The organism is Flavobacterium lacus (genome assembly GCF_003268815.1).
In the GTDB taxonomy this organism is placed as follows: Bacteria; Bacteroidota; Bacteroidia; order Flavobacteriales; family Flavobacteriaceae; genus Flavobacterium; species Flavobacterium lacus.
In genome coordinates this window covers 180,591-205,594 of record NZ_QLSV01000005.1, presented here as the reverse complement: position 1 = coordinate 205,594, position 25,004 = coordinate 180,591, and the positions used below count along the sequence as shown (strand labels likewise).

The window sequence follows — 25,004 nt, the reverse complement described above, 5'->3', positions numbered from 1 at the left end:
GTTTATATTCGATAAAATATATTTTAGGATGCCCCCCAAAAACCTACTACTTTTTATTTTTGTATTAACTTCGTATGCCCTTTTTTCTCAAGAAGATAGGATCACAAAAAAAGAAGTCCTGCAACTATTAAATTCTTCGGATAGCTGTCTGTATAAATCAGATTATAAAAACTCGTTAACTTTTTCCAGAAAAGCTCTCAATTTTGCTTTGCAATTAAATGACAATGATTTAATAGCTCGGTCGTATAACACCATTGCCGGAAATTATGAAGAAATTGTTGAAATTGATAAAGCACTTGAATATTATGATAAATCGGTTTATCATTTTGAAAAAGCCTTCAACGACACTCTAAAAGCTGCTGTATACAATAATATAGGAAATATCTATTTCTACAGAAAAAAAGATTTCGAAAAAGGAATTCAATTTTATACTAAGTCCGTCGAAATTTCTGAAAAGATCAACAATATCTATTCAATTGTTTTATCAAAGCTAAACCTAACGTCATTGTATTTTGAAAATAATCAATATAACCAAGGAATTATTCATTTGGATTATGTTGAAAAACATCAAAGCTACATCAGAATAATTTATGTTAAATCTTATTTTCATATTCTACTAGGAAAAAAATTTCAGCATTTAAAACAATATGAAAAGGCCGAATTAAATTTTAAAGAAGCAATTAACATTGGCGAAAAAAATAATTCAAAAATTTATTTATCTGATTCATATCATGATTATTCTAAGTTTTTATTTGCAATAGGAAAACATCAAGAAGCTTATACATTTTTAGAAAAACACCAATTTTTAAAAAATGAAATATTTGATTTAGAAAAAATCAAGAATGTTAAAATCATCGGAATGGATATTGCCTTAGACGAATCCAAAAGAGAATTATCTGCGATAAATAAAGAAAAAAATCTTCAATCGGAAAATTTAAAAAAAACAAAAATTATTGTTTCATTAATTCTTGTGTTTTTGATGCTAATGCTGTTCCTACTTTACATTTTATATCGAAATAATATTTTTAGAAAAAAAATAAATGATTTTTTGGAAGATAAAAATGAAGAATTAAAAATAGCCAAGGAAAAAGCGGAAGAAGCCTCCAAACTTAAAACACAATTTATTTCGACCATCAGCCACGAATTACGAACGCCACTTTACGGAGTTGTTGGGATAACGAATATGTTATCTGATGAACATAAAGAACTGGCTGATAGTCCGCATTTGAATTCATTAAAATTTTCTGCACGCTATCTTTTATCATTAGTAAATGATTTGCTTCAAATTAATAAAATTGAGGAAAATAAAGTGGTTTTAGAAAATTTGACGATGAATATTTACGACGAAATTAATATGGTTTCCAATTCACTTTCTTTTATAGCCAATCGAAATAAAAATAAAGTGGTTACTATAATTGATGAATCCATTCCGGATTATTTAGTTGGCGACAAATTGCGATTATCTCAAATTCTAATGAATTTAGTTTCAAACGCTCTTAAATTTACGCAAAATGGAGAAGTGATAATCAAAGCCAATTTAGAAAAAAGAGATAACACAATATGTTTTGTAAAGTTTGAAATTGAAGATACTGGGGTAGGAATTGCAGAGAAAGATCTTTCAAAAATATTTGACAAATTTGTTCAAATAGATCGGAAGGAAGATGATTATCAAGGAGCTGGTTTAGGACTTTCGATAGTAAAAAAATTAGTTAATCTTTTTAAAAGTGAAATTTTTGTGGAAAGCGAAGAGGGAAGAGGAACTAAATTTACATTCACTATAGCTTTTGATGCCGATATGTCAAAAGTAAATGAAATCATCAACGACATCAAAGTTGATTTGTCTAGCGATATGGTTTATAAAGTTTTAGTTGTGGAAGACAATAAAATAAACCAAATGGTTACTCGCAAAATTATGGAGAGAAACAACTTTAAAACGGTGATTGTTGATGATGGTTATGCCGCCATGGAAGCGTTATCAAAAGAACAGTTTGATGTAATTTTAATGGATATTAATATGCCACTCATTAATGGATTTGATACAACACGACTAATCAGAAAAAAAGGAATTACCATTCCAATCATCGCCTTAACCGCTTTTGCCAAAGATGAAATTTCAGAAGAAGCTATTTCTGCCGGAATGAATGATGTTTTAATTAAACCATTCGAACCATCAAAATTAATCTACAGTATTGAAACGTTAGTGAAAAGAAAAATGGATTAATACCAACGTTTTTTGTTCTTTTTAGAAGCGTCTGATTTGCGAGAAGGCGTTGCTTTCTTAGTGTTGCGGTAGTCTTTTTTTTCTGGCTCTATTACCTCTTTAACTTCACTCCAAGGAAAAGGATGATCTTTAATAGTTTTCACATTCACTTTCACCAACTTTTGAATATCTTTCCAATATACTTCTTCATCTTTACCACAAAAAGAGATGGAAATTCCACCATTTCCTGCACGACCGGTTCTTCCAATTCGGTGTACGTAGGTTTCCGGAATATTTGGTAAATCGAAGTTTAAAACATACGGTAAACTTTCAATATCAATTCCGCGAGCGGCAATATCTGTAGCGACTAAAACAGAAATTTCATTCTTTTTGAATGCCTCCAAAACGCGTTGACGTGCCGACTGCGATTTGTCTCCATGAATGGCTTCCGCATTTACACCGTTTTTCTTCAAGGCTTTCACCACATTATCAGCTCCGTGTTTGGTCCGGGTAAAAACCAATAATTGTTTCAAACCTTCATTTCGAATCAAATGATATAACAATTTACGTTTATCTTCTTTACCAACAAAATAGATGTGTTGCTCCACTGTTTCTGCCGTAGATGAAATTGGACTAACCGAAACATATTTTGGTTTAGTTAAAAAACTGTCAGCCAATTCTCTGATTGCGATTGGCATAGTGGCAGAAAACAACAACGTTTGTCGGTTATCCGGCGTTAATTTGATGATTTTTTTTACATCATTAATAAAACCCATATCCAACATTTGATCGGCTTCATCTAAAACCAAATTGTGCAAATGATCTAGATCGATATAGCCTTGCTTGTGTAAATCTAATAAACGACCGGGTGTCGCAATTAAAACATCAACTCCTTTTTTCAATTGATCGACTTGCGATACTTGGCTTACACCACCAAAAATAGTGAGCTGACGAATGTTAGTATAACGACCATACGTATCAAAACTTTCACCAATTTGTATTGCTAATTCTCGTGTTGGTGTAACCACTAACGCACGAATATTTTTGCGTTTTTGAGCCGAACCGACCATTCTGTGCAATAAATTTAGTATCGGAATAGCAAAAGCTGCCGTTTTTCCGGTGCCGGTTTGAGCACAACCAACTAAATCTGTTCCTTCTAAAATGATTGGAATGGCTTGTTGCTGAATAGGTGTTGGCGTTGTGTAGCCTTCGTCAGATAAGGCGTGTTGTATATTTTGAAGAAGATTAAGATCTTGAAAAGTCATATAAATAAATTTGCATGCAAATATAAGGTAATTTTTGAGAGCATGGGTTATATACCGTTGAAGGAGTTTAGAGAATAATTATTTTTGCAAATAAGGTGTCTCTCTTTTATAATTAGTATATTTTTTTTCAAATAATTGCAAACTGTTTTACAATTAAGCGAAAAAAATGTTCAATCTTGCACTTTAATGTTAAAAAAGCACTTCACGCTCGCTTTGAGATATTCTGTTGGAGATTCGAGTAAAAATCAAGGATGTTTGCTTAATCACTGTTGTGGCTGAGTTGGTCAATGCATTTCAACATCATCTTTATTTGTTTGTCTTCGGATTTCAACGTAGTAATTTTTCCGATGATCTCATTTCTTTCATCTTTTGATAATTTTTTGAAGGCAGGCAACACACTTGCATCTTTAAAAGTTGCTAAAAGTTCACTTTCTGTAAGCTGTTTTTTTGTAGTCAACAAATAAAGTGTAACCGTTACCATGTCGCCACCACTTTTTTTTATAGCTCTTCTGATTTTTTCATTTATTGAAATCAGTTTGTCTTGTCCCGTAATCGTAAAAAGATTGATGCTATCAATTTTGTAATGATCAATAGTGCCTGCTACTTTCAAAGAACCCCATTTTCCTACTATATGTCTTGTATTTGGAATTTGAATATGATAGGTCCAAGCACCTTTTCCCGCTTCATATTTCAACTCAAGTTTTTCGTCTTTTACTAAGAATTCCATTTTCTCGAAGGCTGTTTTTTAGTTTTTATGCGGACTCGTTTTTAGCCACACAAAACGCTGACTTTTATCTATAAAAATACTTTTGGTCCAAACGCAAATTAACATTCTTTCGTTAAAAAGTGTGGTATTTTATAATGTAATCCCAAAGCTACTACCTCAAGAACGAAAAACACAGAAGGTGCAGAAAATATTATAATTTTTTGGTTAGCTTCGATGATTTTAATTCATTTATTGTTTCGCAATACTAACGAAACGCTGTCAATTGCATACTGTTTATTCTGAAATTAAGAAATATGAGACACCAGTAGTGAAAACAAAAACTAGCAGAAGATAGAAAAATATGGAGTTAATGTTAAACTTATCTTTATACCAAAAATAAAATGCAGCAGAAGGTAGTAGAATTATTGTAGCAAGCATAGGCAACCAAAGAATTTCATATAGTGCTCCAACAATCGCAAATCTATAAACATCGAGATTCTGAACAAGTATCCAAAAAATCATTGTTATAACATAACCAAGTAAAATTACTCTAAATGATAAGTTAGGTTGATTTTCGGTCCTACTAGCTTTCATGTCTCACGATTTTAGTACTATGTGTTTGTCGATTTTTTGGCTAAAATAGAATTGTGAACGCAGTAAGCGATCAATACAACCCCGGAAATTCTCTCGGATTCACTTCATGCATCATCGCATAGACTTTCTCATAAATATCCTCTACCGAAGGTTTGCTAAAATAATCTCCATCCGTACCATACGCCGGTCGGTGCGGTTGAGCCGGTAAGGTTTGTGGTTTGCTGTCTAAATAATCGTAGCCGTTTTGGACATCCAATACTTGTTGCAAAATAAAGGCAGAAGCTCCTCCCGGAACGTCTTCGTCTACAACCAAAAGGCGATTGGTTTGGGCTAAGCTTTTCTTAATGTCATGGTTAATGTCAAAGGGTAAAAGTGATTGAATATCAATAACTTCACAATCAATTCCAACTTCCGCTAATTCTTTCGAAGCTTGTTCTACCAAACGCAAGGTAGAACCATACGAAACAATGGTAATATCGGTACCTTTTTTGATAGTTTCCACCACGCCAATCGGTGTTTTAAACGCTCCTAAATTGGTTGGCATTTTTTCTTTTAAACGGTAACCGTTCAAACATTCAATAAGTAAAGCCGGTTCGTCGGTTTCTAATAAGGTATTGTAAAATCCCGCTGCTTTGGTCATATTTCTCGGCACCAATACGTGAATACCACGCACTGCATTAATTATCATTCCCATTGGGGAACCCGAATGCCAGACACCTTCTAAACGGTGTCCACGCGTACGAATAATTAACGGTGCTTTTTGACGGCCTTTGGTCCGGTATTGTAAAGTTGCCAAATCATCGCTCATGATTTGAATGGCATACAACAGATAATCTAAATATTGAATTTCAGCAATAGGGCGGAGGCCACGCATTGCCATTCCGATACCCTGTCCTAAAATGGTGGCTTCACGGATACCGGCATCGGCCACACGCATTTCGCCAAATTTTTCCTGCATGCCTTCTAAACCTTGGTTCACGTCGCCAATGTTGCCGGAGTCTTCCCCAAATATAAGCACTTCCGGATACTTGCTAAAAATAGCATCAAAGTTATCGCGAAGTACCAAACGGGCATCTACTTCTTCGGCAGTCGCATCATAGGTTGGCAATACTTCTTTAATGGAGTTTACTTGATGAACTGATTCAGAAAACAAATGCGAGCTGAATTTCGGTTGGATGGTATTGATGTAGTTTTTAATCCAAAACGCCAATTGCGGCTGACTTTTTTCGCCCACAATCATGCGGAGTACTTTTCGGGCAACGGTTATAATATCTTTGCGAATCGGTTCTTTGATCTCTTTTAAATCGTTGGCATATTTCTGAATAAAAACACGGTTCACACTGCTTGCAGCGATGCTTTCTAACAAAGCAACCAATTCGTTTTGTTCTTTTTTAAACGGCTCTACAAAAGCTGTCCAAGCGGCTTTTTTGCCTTCTAAAACTTCTTTTTTGGTTACATTATCAATTGCATCAATTTCTTCGGCGGTGGCGATGTTGTTGGCAATCATCCACAATCGCATTTGAGCCAAACAATCAAATTCGGCTTCCAAAGCTAAGCGTTCTGCGTTTTTATAGCGTTCATGACTTCCGGACGTAGAATGACCTTGTGGTTGCGTGAGTTCGTTCACGTGAATTAAAACCGGAACGTGTTCCTCCCGGGCAATTTGAGCTGCTCGTTGATAGGTTCCCACCAAAGCAGCATAATCCCATCCTAAAACGTTCATGATTTCGTAACCTTTATTGTCTTCATCACGCTGAAAACCTTTCAGGATTTCGGAGATGTTTTCTTTGGTTGTTTGGTAGCGGGCATGAACGGAAATTCCGTATTCATCGTCCCATACGCTCATCACCATCGGTACTTGTAAAACTCCCGCAGCGTTAATGGTTTCAAAAAACAAACCTTCGGAAGTACTGGCGTTTCCAATGGTTCCCCAAGCAATTTCGTTGCCGTTTTCGGAGAATTTATTCTTTTTTGGTAAGACCGATACATTTCTATAAATTTTTGAAGCCTGAGCCAAACCTAACAAACGCGGCATTTGCCCGGCAGTAGGAGAGATGTCGGCACTGGAATTTTTTTGTTTGGTTAAATCGTTCCAGTTTCCGTTTTCGTCTAGCGAATGTGTGGCAAAGTGTCCACCCATTTGTCGACCACCGCTCATTGGGTCATGTTCCAAATCGGTATGACCGTATAATCCTGCAAAAAACTGTTGAATGTTTAACTGACCAATTGCCATCATAAACGTTTGATCCCGGTAATAACCGGAACGGAAATCACCATTTTTAAACGCTTTAGCCATGGCCAACTGCGGCACTTCTTTTCCATCCCCAAAAATACCAAATTTCGCTTTGCCGGTCAGCACTTCGCGTCGCCCTAAAAGGGAACATTCTCTACTGGTAATGGCAATTTTATAGTCGTTTAACACTTCGGTTCGAAAATCTTCAAACGTCATGGCTTGTTTTGTATCGGGTGCTGTCATAAGTCAATAAAATTCTTCTAATGAACAAATTTAAGTAAAAAGTTGGAAAAACAATGCAATCTAGTTAAAAATAAATTTATAGTATTGCTAAAAAATTAGATGATTAAAGACTAATATTTGTTTTTTTCGTTACGAAACAATTATATTACTGAATAAAATGTAAATAATCAAAGATTTATCAATCAATTAAAGCCATTTTCGGGTAAATAAACTAACCAATACATTTGGGCTTAAAGTAGCCATAAATCGGATGCGTTCGCCATAATTACCGTTTCCGACTTCCCAACCGTTAGAGGAGTAAACAGGGAAATAAAGTTCAAAAAAGTCGGTTACTAAATTGAGTCGAATGCCACTATCGTAAACAAATTTAGCCGCTTGTTTTTCATTTTTTAACGCTCCGATATCACCGTACACTTCTACCCAATTCCAAATATTAACGCTTGCGTTAACGGTTGTAATCCATTGATTTGCATAAGGTGTATCGAGTTGCGATTTAAAAGCACCTTCGGCTACAATATATTGTTGACTAAATAATCCTGAAGTTTCAGATCGGCCGTACAAACCATAATCAAACAAATAATCAGTAGGACGGTCTAGTGCAAAACTGAAGAAATCGGAGTTTGTTTTGCGGTATAAAAAAGAACCGGCATAAAAACGCAAGTTAATTTGCCTGTTGCTTTCATATAGTTTTCGATATTCTAATTCTACTGCTGCTTTTCCAAAAGAATTAGCTATTTGTAAATCAGATCTAAATCCAAAATGGTTTTTTACTTCTGTTCTAATATTCGCATACCGCATATTGAAAATGGAATAATTCTCGTTTCTGCCTTCCAAAGATACAAAGGGTGATTCTTCTCTGTCAATAATTATTTGGCGGACTACAAGTGATTCTTTCCGATTGTCCCTTAAGTTGTCAGGACGTTTAAAGAATTGAATCATTGGGTTAAACCGGATGTAACTCGCATCTTGAGCATAATCAAAAAATTGTCCGGAAAATTGGTATCGAATGAGGTATATATTGCTGTCTCTTCGGAATTGATTTCCGACGACACGAAAATTCCCAATCATTTTTTGGGTTAAGGTCGAGTAGGCAGGATTCACATCAAAAAGAATAGGTTTGTCTAAAAAAGTTTTATTGTGAAATCGAAAACCAGGCATCAAACCATTATATAAATTGTATTCTAACGTGGGAACATATAAAATTTGGTTATGGTAAGGGTCTTCTAAATCCTTCAAAAAATTAAATTTTATCGGTCGGTCATTAAACGAATATTCTTTCAATGACTTCCAGTTGTTTCTCAGATTGTACTCCGGTACTTCGTTTTTGTAATTCAAAACAATACGGTCGGCTTCCTTTCGTTCCATCGTAATAGTGCTGTCGCAATCGATGTTTTCCAACCATTCTTTAAAAACAATTTCTCCCTTTTTTAATCCATAAATTGGAATTGGAACCTTGACACCGGTTTTATTTAGAACGGTGAACGTAATGCTGTCATTTGTTTTGGAAACTTCGGTGAATTTATAATCAATTATTTCTCTGGAATTGATAATGATATCAAAAAACCAATCAATGTTGTTTGGACAATTTTGACGAAGTATAGTTTCAAAATCTTTTTCTGCTGTTTGTTGTTTTTGGTTCATGGCAACAAACGATTGAATACTTTTTGTAGCTAGGTTGTTGCCGCAATAATCATCTAAGTATTTTAAACTTAACCCGGCGCGGTATTTTCCGGCAATTTGTTCGTTGAATTTTAAGAGTGTGTTTTTGGAATTGCCGATGGGTTGGTCTAAATTTTTCCGAGCCATCAACAGATAATAATAACTGTATTGTTCATTGAAATCAAGACTAAATAAGTTAAAACCTTTCAGTATTTTTAGTTTTGAAATATTTCCCATCATTTTCATGTCGGGATAATATTCATCAATGTACTTCATCATTATATACACCTGAATGGCGTCGTAAATCCAGTTATCATCCCGTGCATTAAGTTTCAAATTGTTTTTTAAATAATTATTGACGTATGTTTTTAAAAACATTATTTCATACATAAATTGGTCGGGAAACGGACTGATAAATCCCGGAAGTTGATTTAACCCATAGAACGGATTACGCTCATAATCAACCTGTGAAACAATAGTGGTTGAATGATTAGTTGAGCCAATATTTTCATTTGTAAATTTAACAATTTTGTCAATGATAACCGCTTTTTGAATATCATCTAACCGGTTGTCTTTTAAGTTACAGTATACATCGGCAATTTCATTTTTGTAGCGATTAAAGGTGATGTTTTTTTCGGCGTATATACTGAAATCAGTTCGGTCTTTTCCTTCTAAAGTATAAATAGTATGCTTTCCTTTTTTTTCTGACGTTAGAATGGTTAGGTCGGTAAAAAGTTTTAAATGCTGAGGTAATTTAAACGTTATGTAATAATCCGATGGAGCATTGGTACTATCATCCACATTAAAGTGACTATTTCTGCAAAAAACATTGCCTTCTAATCGTGCGGGTGTTAAAAACCAATTTTTAAGATTAAAACCTCCATCACTTGTATAGCCGTATTTAGTAAATTTATCACTCGGAATTTTAACGCGATAGGTCAGGTTGAATTTAATTTTCTGATTTGGCCCTAACTTTTCATGTAGTGTCAGTTCAATCAAATCAGGATGCTTATCGGGTCTGCACCACTCCAAAAAGGATTTATTTTCGTCAATTATTGTAATTTCTGTGGTAGAACCTCGCTCGTAAGGTTTTGCCAAGTGAAAACTTCGTACAAATTCATCTGAAAAACGTTTTGCCAACGGTGTATTTTTCCCGGAAAAGGCATTGTTCCAATCGTTTAAAATAATTTTACTCAAACTATCGGTTCCGGTATTTACAAAAACAATTTCCTGCTGAATGGTCAACGAATTTTGATCTACCAACAATTCAACATAAAGTAAATTGGTGTTTTGAGCAAACAAACACTTGCCGGCCAACATAATAGCCAAACACACTATAGTTTTTATAAATAAATTCAACTGCAATTTTTTAGGTTGAAAGGTATTAAATTATTTGCATGAAAATGTTATTAAAATGTTTAAATTGTTAAAAATTCACCGCCTTTGCCTTAAATTCTTTAGATTTGTCAAAACTAAAATCCAATGACAAAAAGAGTACTTCTTTGGGTCGGCTTATTTTTGCCCTTTTGTTTCTATGCACAAGTGGTAATCAATGAGGTAGACGCAGACACCCCAGGTTTAGACGTTCTTGAAATTATAGAATTAAAATCCGAAACACCCTATTTTTCCCTCGATGGTTATATTCTTGTTCTTTTTAACGGCGGAAGTAGCGGAACAGGAACTTTGAGTTATTATACCATTAATCTCGCTGGTTTGGTAACGGATGGTAATGGGATTGTACTTTTAGGAAATTCACAAGTGAATCCTTCACCTTCGCGACTTTTTCCCCAAAATACGATTCAGAATGGACCGGATGCCATCGCAATTTATCAAGATGTAATTGATACCTTTCCCCTTGATACTCCTGCCACAACAACAAACTTGGTAGACGTTATTATTTATGGAAATGGTGCCACTCAAGCGACTGCCTTGCAAACCGTTTTTAATGTTTTTGTTCAAACCAACGAAAATGTAAATGGTTTGGCTGCTACGCAGTCCATTCAACGAAAAAACGATGGCACGTATGAAGTAAAAACACCAACGCCGAGAGCAAATAATGACGGTAGCGGAATTGTTTATAATGGAATAGAAGTTATTACTTCAACTACGTTACTAAATGAAGGGCAAAGCTTAACAATTTCATTTGAAACTGACTCACCGGTTGCAGAGACATTAAATTTTACTTTAGACTTAAATAACGGGTCTTTTACAACTGATGATTATACCGGAAATCTCTCAATTACTATTCCCGTAGGCACTTCTTCTGCATCAACACAAATTCAAATCCTTAATGACGGAATCAATGATGGTGACGAAGAAATGTCGATTGTTGTTGGTTCATTACCGGAAGGCTATATTACGTTGAATAATAGTGTAAAAGTTCGCGTGTTGGATGTAAATTTCCAAGTAGCAAGTTGGGGAACACCAAACACGCCAACCTTTGGAAATGTAACTAGTACCGCACCAGCGGGTTATTATGCTTCTTTAGAGGGACTTTCAGGAGCCTCGTTAAAACAAGCGGTTCAGGACATTATCGCAGATCCGAATAGTGTTCGTGCTCATTCATACGGTGATGTGGTTGAAATTTTAAACAATGCTGATCAAAACCCGGCTAATAATAACCAAGTATGGTTAATGTATGTAGAACGTCCGCAAACAAAAATTGATTACCAAACCGGAGCCAGTATTGTTGGCTTTTGGAATAGAGAACACATTTGGCCGCAATCTAGAGGCGGTTTTTCGGGAGGAACTTCCTCTTTTCCGGATGGAATTGATATTTGGTTGCCTACGAATGCCAATGATATTTTAACAGGGCATTCCGATGCACATCATATTCGTGCAGAAGATGGTCAGGAAAACAGTTCCAGAGGAAATCGCGATTATGGATTGACTGATTACAACGGGCCATCAGGAAACACCGGCACTTGGAAAGGAGATGTGGCTCGTTCCCTATTTTATATGGCTGTTCGCTACAATGGATTAAATTTAGTAAATGGAAATCCTCCTGATAACACAATGGGGCAAATGGGCGATTTAGCTTCCTTATTGTCATGGAATACCACTGATCCTTCGGATGATTTTGAAATGAACAGAAATAATTATATTTATACATGGCAAATGAACCGAAATCCATTTATCGATTATCCGGAATTGGCTAATTATATTTTTGGTTCCAATTTTGGAGATCAATGGTTTGCACCTCTCAGCATAAATGAAAATAATTTTAGTGATGTAAAAGTGTATCCAATTCCTGCTAAAGATGAAATCAATATTAGCGGAATTGATAATGAAGCGAATGTGACAATTTTTTCATTGGAAGGAGTTCAGGTTTATCAAACTAAAATATACGGATTTACTCAATTAAATTTGAATTTAGCGTCAGGAATGTATTTGATGAATATTGAATCGGATAACCAAAAATTGACCAAGAAAATCATCATAAAATAAAAACGAACCTAAATTATAGAGTCGTTTATAAAATAAAAACCGCAAATTTCAATTGAAGTTTGCGGTTTTTTTAGGATTAGAAATTCGGACTTAAATTGTATTTTTTATAGAAAGCATCCAGCACTTCAACTACTTCATCTTCGGTATCCACTACTTTGATTAGATTCATATCCTCCGGATTTGCATTTTTCTGTTTGTCGATCATCACATTTTTAATCCAATCTAATAAACCGGACCAAAATTCGGTTCCTACCAAAATAATTGGAAACTTACCAATTTTCTTCGTTTGAATTAAAGTAACCGCTTCAAACAATTCATCCAATGTTCCAAATCCGCCCGGCATTACAACAAATCCTTGTGAATATTTCACAAACATAACTTTTCGAACAAAGAAATAATCAAAATTCAAATTTTTATCTTTATCAATATAGGGATTAAAATGTTGCTCAAAAGGCAATTCGATATTCAAACCGACAGAAGTTCCTTCGCCGCGATGAGCTCCTTTGTTTCCGGCTTCCATAATTCCGGGTCCGCCACCGGTGATGACTCCGTATCCGGCTTTACTGATTTTGTAAGCCACACTTTCGGCCAATTCATAATATTTTTCGCCCGGTTTTGTTCTGGCTGAACCAAAAATGGAAACACACGGACCAATTCTGGCCATACTTTCATAACCATTTACAAACTCGGACATGATTTTAAAAATCGCCCATGAATCATTCGTTCTTATCTCGTTCCAGTTTTTTTGTTTGAATTTTGCCTGGATTCTGTGATCTTCATTTTCGTATTGATCTACTGACATTTTCTTTTCTTTTTTTAATTAAACAAACGTGCTAAAGTAACTCTTTTTTTAGAAACTGAGCAGTGAAGCTTTTTTTGTTTTTCACAATTTCTTCCGGAGTTCCTTTGCAAATAATTTCACCACCGCCTTTTCCGCCTTCTAAACCAATATCGATGATGTAATCGGCTAATTTAATGACATCCATATTGTGTTCGATAACTAATACGGTATTACCTTTATCTACTAATTTTGTGATGACTTCCATCAACACACGTATATCTTCAAAATGCAAGCCAGTGGTGGGTTCGTCTAAGATATAAAAAGTATTTCCCGTATCTTTTTTAGATAATTCGGTAGCCAATTTAATCCGTTGAGCTTCTCCACCCGAAAGCGTTGTACTTTGTTGACCTAACGTAATATAACCCAAACCAACATCTTGAATTGTTTTTACTTTTCGATATATTTTGGGAATGTTTTCAAAAAATTCAACGGCTTCATCCACCGTCATATTCAATACATCCGAAATCGATTTTCCTTTGAAACGAATTTCTAATGTTTCCCGGTTAAAACGTTTTCCCATACACGTTTCACATTCCACATAAACATCCGGTAGAAAACTCATTTCGATGGTTCGAACACCGGAACCTTCACAGGTTTCGCATCTTCCGCCATTGACATTAAAACTGAATCGTCCGGCTTTATAACCGCGAATCATGGCTTCGGGAGTTTGCGTAAACAGACTTCTGATTTCCGAAAAAACATCTGTATACGTGGCCGGATTGCTCCGTGGCGTTCTGCCAATCGGACTTTGGTCGATGTCGATGACTTTATCAATATGTTCCAAACCTTCAATTTTTTTGAACGGTTGTGGTTTTTTTACCGCATTAAAAAAGTGTTCGTTTAGAATAGGATAAAGTGTTTCGTTAATTAAAGTCGATTTTCCACTTCCTGAAACTCCGGTAACGCAAATTAGTTTTCCCAATGGAAATTCTGCCGTCACATTTTTTAAATTATTCCCGGTTGCTCCTGATAATTTAAGGACTTTTCCGTTTCCTTCACGACGTTTTTTGGGAATCTCTATTTTCATTTTTCCACTCATGTACTGAGCCGTCATCGTATTTTCTAACAACAATTGTTTTGGAGTTCCTTCGCTGATGATTCTTCCGCCAAAACGACCGGCTTTCGGACCAATGTCGATGACCCAATCAGCACGTTCAATCATATCTTTGTCGTGTTCCACCACTAGAACCGAATTGCCAATGTCACGAAGATTTTCTAACGAATTAATCAAACGTTCATTATCTCGCTGATGCAAACCGATGCTTGGTTCATCCAAAATATATAAAACACCAACCAACTGTGAACCAATTTGCGTGGCCAATCGAATGCGTTGAGCTTCGCCACCCGAAAGCGATTTGGAACTTCGGTTTAACGACAAATAATTCAAACCAACATCCAACAAAAATTGCAAACGTGCCTTAATTTCTTTCGAAACTTCAATAGCGATGGCTTTTTGCTTTTCGGATAAATTTTCATTTAAATTTAAAAACCAATTGGCTAGTTCCGAAATATCCATTTGCGATAAATCGGCGATGTTTTTTTCGTTAATCTTAAAATAAAGCGATTCCTTTTTCAAACGAGAACCGTGACATTCCGGACATTCAATTTCGTCCATAAATTCTTTTGCCCAACGTTTGATGGAAGTGGAACTGCTTTCGTCGAATTGATTTTTGATGAAATTTGAAATCCCGTCAAACTCAATTTTGTATTCTTTGGTAATGCCTAAGGTTTTTGATTCAACCGAAAATTTATCTTTTCCGCCATTCAAAATCATTTCCATTGCTTCGGCAGAAATACTTTCCACCGAATCGGTTAATTTAAAACCATATTTTTCGCCAATCGTTTCCAATTGTTTGAAAATCCAATTCGATTTATATTCACCAAGCGGAGCAAAACCACCTTGTTTGATGGTTAATTTTGAATTTGGAATAATTTTTTTCAAATTAATTTCGTTCACCGTTCCCAATCCATTGCAATGATCGCAGGCACCTTTTGGCGAATTGAACGAAAAATTATTCGGTTCCGGATTTGGATACGAAATTCCCGAAGTCGGACACATCAAGGTTCGACTAAAAAAACGAACTTCGTTACTGTCGTGTTCAATCACCATCATCACATCATCACCGTGATGCATGGCTGTTTTGATGCTTTCTGAAAGACGTTTTTCGGTTTCTTCATCTGAATTAATTTGCATGCGGTCGATGACGATTTCGATGTCGTGGGTTTTATAACGATCCACTTTCATTCCGGATGTAATGTCCTTAATTTCGCCATCAACACGTACTTTTACAAAACCTTGTTTGGCAATTTGTTGAAACAATTCGGCATAATGACCTTTGCGAGAACGAATAACCGGGGCCAAAATATTGATTCTTTTCCCGTTGAAATTCTCGATAATTAATTGATTGATTTGTTCATCAGAATAGGAAACCATTTTTTCGCCGGTGTTGTAACTGTAAGCATCGGCAGCTCTGGCAAATAACAAACGTAGAAAATCATAAATTTCAGTAATGGTTCCAACGGTTGAACGTGGACTTTTGCTGGTCGTTTTTTGTTCGATAGCAATTACAGGAGAAAGTCCGTCAATTTTATCCACATCCGGACGTTCCAATCCACCTAAGAATTGTCTTGCATACGCCGAAAATGTTTCGATGTATCTTCGTTGTCCTTCTGCATAAATTGTATCAAAAGCCAACGATGATTTTCCCGAACCTGAAAGTCCGGTAATGACCACCAATTTTTCCCGTGGAATGGATACATCAATGTTTTTGAGGTTGTGAACCCGAGCTCCTAAAATTTCAATCGTTTCGTCTTGTTGTTGCATAATTTTTTTTGGCAAAACGCAAAGTTACGATTTTAACAGCAAGATTTATGCAGACAGATAAGAAGAATTTGTTAAACAATTTCTATTTTTGAAAAAATTAAAATACGATATGAAAATACTAGGAATTGGTTCAAGAATTAAACATCCGGAACACGGAGCAGGAGTAGTAACAAACGTGACAGCCAAACATTATTGGGTAACTTTTATCGAAAGCGGATTAGAAACCATCGATGTTGACAGCGAATTTGAAGTCATAGAAGCCTTGGAAGACGAAGTAGACTCCGTTAGTTTTTATGAAGTTGAAAAAACCTTGAAAAATCTATTGCAAAAATGGTCGGATGTCTCGCAAATTGTTCCGATTGCCGATAAATGGAAAGGCGGAAAACTCATTATGGAACCCGGAACGGCAACGCAAAACAAAGAAGTTTCTATTGATACTTTTTTCCATAAAATCATTATGGTTCGTGACCGTTTAAGAGTAATGGAGCAAAAAATAAATGCCAGTAATCTCGACGCTGCAGAAAAAGTTGATTTGCAACAGTACATCACTAGAATTTACGGTAGTTTAACCACGTTTAATGTGTTGTTTAAAAGTACGAATGATTATTTTGTGGGAGAAAAAACAAAGTAGTGTTCAGTGGTCAGTTTTTAGTGTTCAGTTAAAACTGCTAACTGAACACTGATTTAACTATTCTACAGTTACTCAATAATCATATTCTTCAATCGAATTCGATACGCTTCTAAAATTGAGGTTTTTGACAATAATCCAATCACTTGCTTATTCTTTAGAACAGGAAGAAATTCTTCTTGTGTGTGGTCAAATTTTTCCATGATGGTATCCATGGTTTCATCATAGTTTATTTGTTCTTTGGCAGGAAGCATTATGTCTTGAAGTCTTGTATATTTTACTTTGTAAGTGTTAAAAATATAGGGTCGTATGTCTTCAAAATTTACAATTCCAATTAATTCATTTTTATCATTGACAACCGGAAAAACAGATTGATTGTGCGTTGCAATTTTCTGAACCAATTCTTCCAATGAATTTGATAATTTTAAGGATTGGATATTCGTAAGAATAAGATTTGAAGTTGATATTCCGGAAAGAATATTTCGATCACGATCATCTGTAAACACATCACCTTTGGCCGCCAGATTTTTTATATCAAAAGAATACGGTTCATACCTTTTGGAAATCGCAAAACTAATGGAAGAAACCACCATCAACGGCACCATTAAACTATACCCGCTCGTAATTTCGGCAATGAGGAAAATAGCGGTAAGTGGAGCATGAAACAATCCACTCAGAATTCCGGCCATTCCAACTAAAGTAAAATTAATTACCGGAAGTTTAAACCCAATTTGATTGAAAAATGTAGCGACAACAAATCCCAAATAGGAACCCACAAATAGGGAGGGAGCAAAATTTCCACCGTTTCCACCACTTCCAATAGTAATACTTGTAGCATACACTTTTATCAACATGGTCGCACCCACAAAAAGAAGTAAGATCCAAATGTTATCTTTAAAGTTTTGAAGTACAGTGTTTTCTAAGATTTGTTGCGGATTTGTATTGGCGAGCATTTTAATACTTTCATATCCTTCACCAAATAGAGTTGGGAAAAAGAAAATAAGAATAGCCAAAATGAAAGCCCCGTAGAAAGCTTTTCGAATTGGTTTCAGTTTTGATTTTTCAAAATGATGTTCAATTTTCCGGAAGGTTCTGGCATAATTTATGGAAACAAAACCTGAAACTACTCCCAATAAAATATAAAAAGGTAAGTTATGATAATCAAAATCCAATTGTTTACTGAACGTAAATAGAATTTCATCTTTCAACAAAATGGCTGAAACAATTGCGCCCGTTGCCGACGAAATCATGATTGGAATAAATGCGGTGATGCTTACATCCATCAAAACTACTTCAATGGCAAACAGCACTCCTGCAATTGGAGCGTTAAACGCAGCAGCAATTCCGGCAGCAACTCCACAAGCTAAAAGTAACGTTCTGTCTTTATAACTCAAGCGATAATTTTGTGCAAAATTACTTCCAAAAGCAGCTCCGGTGATGGTGATAGGCGATTCTAATCCGGCAGATCCACCCATACCAACCGTAAGTGAACTGGTTATAATCTGAGCATACATTTGCTTTTTTGGCATGATCCCCGACTTTTTTGCAACGGCATACATAATTTGAGACGTTCCTTTTTCGATGGAACCGTCTAATACTTTTTTAACCACAAAAGCAGTAAGCACAATTCCGATAATGGGAAGTGTACTGTTACTGTAAGGCAAATGAAAAATAGAATCGATGTATTGTGCAAAAACGTACACCCAGTGAGCAAAAGTTTTTAGCACTATTACAGCCAAAGCAGAGGAAATTCCCACCAAAAAACAGGCTAAATAAATAAATTGTCTTGGCGATAAAAAAGACTTTAAATAAAAAATAAATCCTTCCAGTCTTCTGAAGTTTTTTCTGAAAAATGTTTTAAAGATTGATTTTTTTTCGTTTGGCATGAAAATTCTATTTTAAACCGCTAAGATAAAATTAAAATTAAAAACCGACGGCTTTATCATCACCTCTTTTATCTGCTCCGCCTTCATATTTTCCATCTGGAAGTACTAGAATGGCATCGACTTTTCCTAGAATTGGAGTGGTTTTTTCATTAATTTGATATTTTTTCCTTTTTAATGATTGAAGGGTTTCTTTAGAAAAGCTATCTTCTTCAAACACAACTTCGTCGGGCAACCATTGATGATGAAAACGAGGAGCATTTACCGCTTCCTGTATGCTCATTTCAAATTCGGCTACATTTAAAAAAGTTTGTAAAACGGAAGTGATAATAGTTGAACCGCCCGGAGTTCCTAAAATCATAAAAAGTTTTCCATCTTTTTCAATGATTGTTGGTGTCATCGAACTCAACATTCTTTTTTGAGGAGCAATGCTATTGGCTTCGGAACCGGTTAGACCAAACATATTAGGAATGCCGGGTTTTGCTGAAAAATCGTCCATTTCATTGTTTAAAAAGAAACCTAATTCATCACAAAAATACTTAGAACCATACGCATCATTAATTGTTGTGGTGGCAGAAACGGCATTCCCAAATTGATCAACTATAGAATAATGAGTGGTTTCCAAACTTTCCGAAAATTGAACGTTTCCTTTTGAAACATCACTTGATTTTGTGGCTTCATCAAATGAAAAATTACTCATTCGGCTTTTCAAATACACCTTATCCAAAAGTTCTTTAGTCGGAATCTTTACAAAATCAGGATCACCTATATAATGATTTCGGTCGGCATAAGCTCTTCGTTCGGCCTCTACTAAAAGTTGAATGTACTTTTCCGAATTATGGTGCAATGTATGCACGTCATACGGTTCAATCATTTTTAAAATTTGACCTAATGTAATTCCGCCACTGCTTGGCGGAGCCATTGACGTTACTTTGTAATTTTTATAATCGATTGAAATTGGATCACGCCAAACCGCTTGATATTTTTCTAAATCTTCTAAGGTGATGATTCCGCCCTTGGTTTGAATGTACATGACTAATTTTTTAGCCGTTTCGCCTCTATAAAACTCATCTCGTCCGTTTTTGGCAATTTGTTCTAATGTATTGGCTAAGGCGAAGTATCGAATAGTATCATTTTCCTTGTATGATTTTGAAAATAGCGATTCATTTCCGTTTGCTTTGATGATAGCACTTCGATAATAGTTCAATCGTTCTTCTTGTTTTTTGGTTACGATGACACCTTTTTTGGCTAATTCAATAACCGGTTTTAAAATAGTTTCGATCGGAAGCGTTCCAAATTTTTCATGCACAGCAAAAACACCAGCAATTGTTCCGGGAACACCAACACTTTTGGCCGATTTGGTACTCATTCCATTTATAACATTCCCTTTTTCATCTAAAAATATACTTGATGTAGCGGCTAATGGAGCTTTTTCACGGTAATCTAAACTGCCGGTTTCGCCGGAAAATTTTCTGAAAACCATAAATCCGCCTCCGCCAATATTTCCAGCATACGGATAGGCAACAGCCAAAGCTAGTTCGGTAGCAATCATGGCATCAAACGCATTTCCGCCTTGTTTCATGATTGCTACACCAATTTTTGACGCTTCTTCACGGGCAGAAACAACCATTACTTTTTCTGTGACTAATCCGATTGGAACCGTGGTTTGTTCCGATTTACAGCCGATTAAAATCAATAAAAAAAGTAATGACATAGTTCTCATAAAGTAGCTAATTTATCTTGGCAATGGATTTGTAGTTCTTCAAAAAAGGCAGTGAATTCTTCTTCAAATTCAGTATAAAATTCTTTTAATTCATTTATTGAAAGATGCATATCTACTCTGTTTTTCGTGCGATGATCCATTTGAAACATAATCATCGACAAACCTTCTAATGAAGCATAACTCACCAACCAATTTCGGGCAATCATATAAGGCATCATTCCTTTGGTTCGATCGGTCAAAATGGCATAATTTGAACTTAAATTTTCATAAAAATCTGTTGCTATTTTTTCAAGCGATTCATCGGAATACTTTTCCCAATTTTTAGCTAAAAAATGATCGTAAAAAATATCAATTATCACGCCCGAATAATGTCCGTATTTTTCATGTAACCGATGCTTACTTTTCCTAAAAATAGGGTGAGCATCTGTAAATGTATCAATGGCTCTATGTAAAATAATTCCTTTTTGAATCTCGTCGGGATAATTCAAATAATCGTTGCCACGAATGCCATCGGCCATAAAATTTCCGATTTGAATTAGCTGGTTGTCGCCAGAAAGATAAATGTGTGCTAGAAAATTCATTTGCCTAAATTAGGAATTAATTCTTAAAAAATTGAATTTTAAATCACTTTTAGATACTTTCATTTCTATATCTTTGTCATAAAATTAAATAAAATTCAGAAATTCAAATTCAAATATAGTATGACATTAATTAAATCAATTTCAGGAATCAGAGGTACAATTGGCGGAAAAGTTGGTGATAATCTTACTCCGGTGGATGCAGTAAAATTTGCTTCGGCTTATGGCACTTTTTTAAAAAACTCGCAACCCGCAACCCGTAACTCGAAACTTAAAGTGGTAATTGGTCGCGATGCCCGAATTTCAGGTCCGATGATTCATAATCTAGTAGTAAATACGTTGGTTGGATTAGGAATTGATGTGATTGATTTAGGACTGTCAACAACGCCAACAGTTGAAATTGCAGTTCCGATGGAAAAGGCGGATGGTGGAATTATTTTAACCGCTTCGCATAATCCAAAACAATGGAATGCATTGAAATTGCTGAATGAGAAAGGTGAATTTTTAAATGGTGCAGAAGGTGTAAAAATCCTTGAAATTGCTGAAAGTGAAGCATTTGATTTTTCCGATGTAGATAGTTTAGGTGAAGTTACTGTGAATGATGCTTACATGGATATTCACATTGATGAAGTGTTGAATTTGCCCTTGGTAGATGCAGAGGCAGTGGCAAAACGAAAATTTAAAGTGGTGGTTGATGGTGTGAATTCTACCGGCGGAATCATTATTCCGAATTTATTAGAACAAATGGGCGTGGAAGTTGTCAAATTATACTGCGAACCAAACGGTCATTTTCCGCATAATCCGGAACCATTGAAAGAACATTTAGGCGATATTTGCGAATTGGTTGTGAAGGAAAAAGCCGATTTTGGAATTGTGGTTGACCCAGATGTTGATCGTTTGGCTTTTATTTCAAATGATGGCGAAATGTTTGGAGAAGAATATACTTTAGTTGCCGTGGCGGATTATGTATTGAGCAAAACGCCCGGAAATACCGTTTCTAACATGTCATCCTCAAGAGCTTTACGCGATATTACCGAAAAACACAACGGAAAATACCAAGCCAGTGCTGTAGGTGAAGTGAATGTGGTGGAATTGATGAAATCGACCGACGCTATTATTGGTGGCGAAGGAAACGGCGGAATCATATATCCGGAGTCGCATTACGGACGGGATAGTTTGGTGGGTGTGGCATTGTTTTTAACGCATTTAGCCAATTTGGATGTTACAGTGGCGGAATTAAGAGCTTCGTATCCTCAATATTATATGAGTAAAAACAAAATTGAACTAACGCCCGAAATTGATGTAGATGCTATTCTGGTTGCGATGACAGCTAAATATGCTCACGAACAAATTTCGACCATTGATGGGGTGAAAATTGATTTTGCAAACGAATGGGTTCATTTACGAAAATCGAATACTGAGCCAATTATCAGAATTTACACGGAAGCACCAACGCAACAAGCAGCGGATGCGTTGGCTTTGCGAATTATTGATGAAATTAAAGCCGTTATTTCAAAATAAAATGAAAAAATGCATTCTGGTTTCTTTTTTATTGATTTCGATTGTGGCTTTTTCTCAAAAGTTTACAAAAGAAGAACGTGACTTTATTTTGGCAGCTGATTCAACCCAAATGTTTAAAGTAATACAAATTACAGAACCGAATGAATTGAAAATTTTAAAAGCAGTTTCAACCGATGTTAATCCGAAAGACAAATTACTTCCGATTGTAGCGAAGAGAATGCTTTTGGCCATGCAAAATCCTGAAAATCCCGGAATTGGTATTGCCGCTCCGCAAGTTGGAATTAATCGGAATTTATTTTGGGTGCAACGATTAGACAAACCCGGTGAACCGTTTGAGTTTTACGTTAATCCGAAAATTGTTTGGCGTTCCGATTTATTGCGAAAAGGAATGGAAGGTTGCTTGTCAATTGCAGAAGACCGGGGCGATGTGTATCGAAATTATACCATCAAAATCACTTATTTTGATTTAAAAGGAAATTTTAAAGAAGAAATAGTAGAAGGTTTTACAGCCGTTATTTTTCAACATGAAGAGGATCATTTAAACGGAATTTTATTCACCGATAGAATTAATGAACAAACCAACTGGAATCTTCAATCGATTAATAATGAGGTAAATTTATTTTTGAAGAAGAAATTGAGACGCAACTAATTTTCAAATTTAAAAAAGAAAAACACCACAGCAGCCCATTCTTTTTTGACTCCTTTGGCATAGCCAATAGTAGAATAATTGTTGTTTTGAACGGTTCCGTCGTCTTTGATGTATCCTAAAGTGGAATAATTGTTATTTTGAACGGTGCCGTTTTCTTTCACATAACCAACAGTTGAATAATTATTATTTTGAATGGTTCCGTCGTTTTTAATGCAGCCAATGGTTGAATAATTCCTGTTCTGAATCGTTCCGTTTTCTTTGATGTAGCCAACCGTTCTGTAATTCCTGTCCTGAATCGTGCCATCATTTTTAATATAGCGGGTTGTGCCGTAATTGTTGTTTTGAATGGTTTGTCCAAAACAAATAAATCCATTCAATAAAAAAAACACAAAACTACACACAATTGTTCTATTCATATTTTGAGAAAATTGGATTGCTAAAGATATTTAATTTTTATGTGAGAAATGTAAAAAAGTAAGATTAAAAAAATGAGGTAAAAAATGTATATTTGTACAAATCTTTTTTCGCATGACTACAACGGAAATGACAACGCAACTGGAATTGTACTTTCAACAATTTCGTGAAAATATAATCGGAATCAATCAGGAATTTGTTTCGCCATTTGGTAAGCAAAAAATGGTTTATACCGATTGGACTGCTAGTGGAAGATTATATCGCCCAATCGAAGAAAAATTAATGAACGATTTTGGTCCGTATGTGGCTAATACACATACCGAAACAACGATTTCAGGAACGGCGATGACAATGGCGTATCATCAAGCGAGAAACATCATCAAAAAACATGTGAATGCCAACGAAAATGATGTGTTAATTACCGATGGAACAGGCATGACAGGGGTTGTGAATAAGTTTCAACGTATTTTAGGTTTACGAATTGCGGAGAATTTAAAAGAGTACACAACTATTCCGAAAGCGATTAAACCAATTGTGTTTATTTCGCATATGGAACATCATTCCAACCAAACATCTTGGTTAGAAACGATTGCGGATGTTGTGGTAATTCCTGCCGATTCTGAAGGACTTTTTTGCCTCAATGAATTTAAAAAATTAATAGAAAAACATAAAGATAGAAGTTTTAAAATTGCATCAATTACTTCTTGCTCCAATGTAACCGGAATTAAAACTCCGTATTACGAAGTGGCCAAAATTATGCATCAAAATAATGGTGTTTGTTTCGTTGATTTTGCTTGTTCCGGACCTTATGTTGAAATCGATATGCATCCCGATAATGAAAGTTATTTAGATGCTATTTTCTTTTCGCCACACAAATTTTTGGGCGGACCAGGAACTTCTGGAGTGTTGATATTTAGCAAAAATTTATACAAAAATAATATACCCGATTGTCCTGGGGGAGGAACTGTTTCGTGGACCAATCCGTGGGGTGGACACAAATACATCGACAATATTGAAGATAGAGAAGATGGCGGAACACCGGGCTTTTTGCAAGTAATTAAAACCGCTTTAGTTATTCAGCTTAAAGAAAAAATGGGCGTTCAAAATATTCTTGATCGCGAGCACGAATTGGTAGAATATGTGTTTGAACAACTTGAAAATGTTGATAATTTATCCATCTTAGCCAATCAACATAAAGATCGATTGGGTGTGATTTCGTTTTACATAAAAGATTTACATTTTAATTTAGGTGTAAAAATCTTGAATGATAAGTTTGGTATTCAAACCCGCGGCGGTTGCAGTTGTGCAGGAACGTACGGGCATTACTTGCTTCATGTGGATGAAGAAACTTCGAATGATTTGATTTGTCAAATTACCTCTGGTGATTTAATCAAAAAACCGGGGTGGATTAGAATGTCTATTCATCCAACCACAACATCCGAAGAAATTAAATTTGTTTGCGAAAGCATTAAACAATTAGCAGCAAATCATTCAACATGGGCGGATGAGTATGTCTACGATGGGAAATCAAACAACTTCCGTCACAAAAACGACTTGGTTTTAGAAAAAGAAATGGTGAGGGGTTGGTTTTTGTAA

16 protein-coding genes are annotated in these 25,004 nt (G+C 35.5%); 6 read left to right on the top strand and 10 right to left on the bottom strand.

Features of this window, described 5'->3' with window-relative positions; translation table 11 throughout:
- Positions 1-28 precede the first annotated feature (28 nt).
- Positions 29-2,221 (top strand): response regulator, encoded by a 2,193-nt coding sequence (locus B0I10_RS06890; protein ID WP_112085770.1) that lies wholly within the window; start codon positions 29-31, stop codon positions 2,219-2,221.
- Here B0I10_RS06890 and B0I10_RS06885 read toward each other — a convergent pair.
- The 4 genes from B0I10_RS06885 to B0I10_RS06865 form a co-directional block, all read right to left on the bottom strand.
- Complete coding sequence (locus B0I10_RS06885; protein WP_112085769.1) at positions 2,218-3,465, bottom strand: DEAD/DEAH box helicase; 1,248 nt, start codon at positions 3,463-3,465, stop codon at positions 2,218-2,220. The two genes, B0I10_RS06890 and B0I10_RS06885, sit on opposite strands and share 4 nt — an antisense overlap.
- 259 nt (positions 3,466-3,724) lie before the next feature.
- The gene (locus B0I10_RS06880) at positions 3,725-4,192 is read right to left on the bottom strand and encodes a DUF1905 domain-containing protein (RefSeq protein WP_112085768.1); all 468 of its coding nucleotides are present in this window, start codon (positions 4,190-4,192) and stop codon (positions 3,725-3,727) included.
- 643 nt (positions 4,193-4,835) lie between these two features.
- The gene (locus tag B0I10_RS06870; RefSeq protein WP_112085766.1) at positions 4,836-7,241 is read right to left on the bottom strand and encodes an alpha-ketoacid dehydrogenase subunit alpha/beta; all 2,406 of its coding nucleotides are present in this window, start codon (positions 7,239-7,241) and stop codon (positions 4,836-4,838) included.
- 186 nt (positions 7,242-7,427) lie between these two features.
- Positions 7,428-10,259, bottom strand: coding sequence for an aminopeptidase (locus tag B0I10_RS06865; RefSeq protein WP_317047181.1), 2,832 nt, complete (start codon positions 10,257-10,259; stop codon positions 7,428-7,430).
- 123 nt (positions 10,260-10,382) lie between these two features.
- Here B0I10_RS06865 and B0I10_RS06860 point away from each other — a divergent pair, with 123 nt between their 5' ends.
- Positions 10,383-12,347 carry an endonuclease gene (locus B0I10_RS06860; RefSeq protein ID WP_112085764.1) on the top strand — a complete coding sequence of 655 codons (1,965 nt, stop codon included), beginning with the start codon at positions 10,383-10,385 and terminating at the stop codon, positions 12,345-12,347.
- A gap of 76 nt (positions 12,348-12,423) precedes the next feature.
- Here B0I10_RS06860 and B0I10_RS06855 read toward each other — a convergent pair whose 3' ends face one another.
- Positions 12,424-13,149, bottom strand: a complete 726-nt coding sequence (locus tag B0I10_RS06855; protein ID WP_112085763.1) for an LOG family protein — start codon at positions 13,147-13,149, stop codon at positions 12,424-12,426.
- A 31-nt stretch (positions 13,150-13,180) separates the two neighbouring features.
- Positions 13,181-16,012, bottom strand: a complete 2,832-nt coding sequence (uvrA, locus tag B0I10_RS06850; protein WP_112085762.1) for an excinuclease ABC subunit UvrA — start codon at positions 16,010-16,012, stop codon at positions 13,181-13,183.
- Between the two features lie 109 nt (positions 16,013-16,121).
- On the opposite strand from uvrA, the gene B0I10_RS06845 reads away from it, so the two are divergent.
- Positions 16,122-16,643, top strand: coding sequence for a hypothetical protein (locus B0I10_RS06845; RefSeq protein ID WP_112085761.1), 522 nt, complete (start codon positions 16,122-16,124; stop codon positions 16,641-16,643).
- Between the two features lie 68 nt (positions 16,644-16,711).
- Here B0I10_RS06845 and B0I10_RS06840 read toward each other — a convergent pair whose 3' ends face one another.
- The 3 genes from B0I10_RS06840 to B0I10_RS06830 are packed head-to-tail and all read right to left on the bottom strand — an operon-like array spanning position 16,712 to position 20,827.
- Entirely contained in the window at positions 16,712-18,526 is a 1,815-nt protein-coding gene (locus tag B0I10_RS06840) for a chloride channel protein (RefSeq protein ID WP_112085760.1), read from the bottom strand.
- A gap of 37 nt (positions 18,527-18,563) precedes the next feature.
- Positions 18,564-20,246 carry a gamma-glutamyltransferase gene (gene ggt, locus B0I10_RS06835; RefSeq protein WP_112085759.1) on the bottom strand — a complete coding sequence of 561 codons (1,683 nt, stop codon included), beginning with the start codon at positions 20,244-20,246 and terminating at the stop codon, positions 18,564-18,566.
- Entirely contained in the window at positions 20,243-20,827 is a 585-nt protein-coding gene (locus tag B0I10_RS06830) for an acyl carrier protein phosphodiesterase (RefSeq protein WP_112085758.1), read from the bottom strand. Before B0I10_RS06830 ends, ggt begins: the two co-directional genes overlap by 4 nt.
- A 120-nt stretch (positions 20,828-20,947) precedes the next feature.
- Between B0I10_RS06830 and glmM the strand changes: the two genes are divergently transcribed.
- Positions 20,948-22,345, top strand: a complete 1,398-nt coding sequence (gene glmM, locus B0I10_RS06825) for a phosphoglucosamine mutase (RefSeq protein WP_112085757.1) — start codon at positions 20,948-20,950, stop codon at positions 22,343-22,345.
- Position 22,346: 1 nt separating this feature from the next.
- Positions 22,347-22,994, top strand: coding sequence for a peptide deformylase (def, locus tag B0I10_RS06820; protein WP_112085834.1), 648 nt, complete (start codon positions 22,347-22,349; stop codon positions 22,992-22,994).
- On the opposite strand, the gene B0I10_RS06815 is transcribed toward def, so the two are convergent.
- Positions 22,991-23,410: a 5-fold beta-flower protein gene (locus B0I10_RS06815; protein WP_245942957.1), complete on the bottom strand. Its 420-nt coding sequence runs from the start codon at positions 23,408-23,410 to the stop codon at positions 22,991-22,993. The genes def and B0I10_RS06815 overlap by 4 nt on opposite strands.
- Positions 23,411-23,522: 112 nt before the next feature.
- Here B0I10_RS06815 and B0I10_RS06810 point away from each other — a divergent pair, with 112 nt between their 5' ends.
- A complete protein-coding gene (locus B0I10_RS06810) occupies positions 23,523-25,004 on the top strand; it encodes an aminotransferase class V-fold PLP-dependent enzyme (protein WP_112085756.1) in 1,482 nt (493 codons plus the stop codon).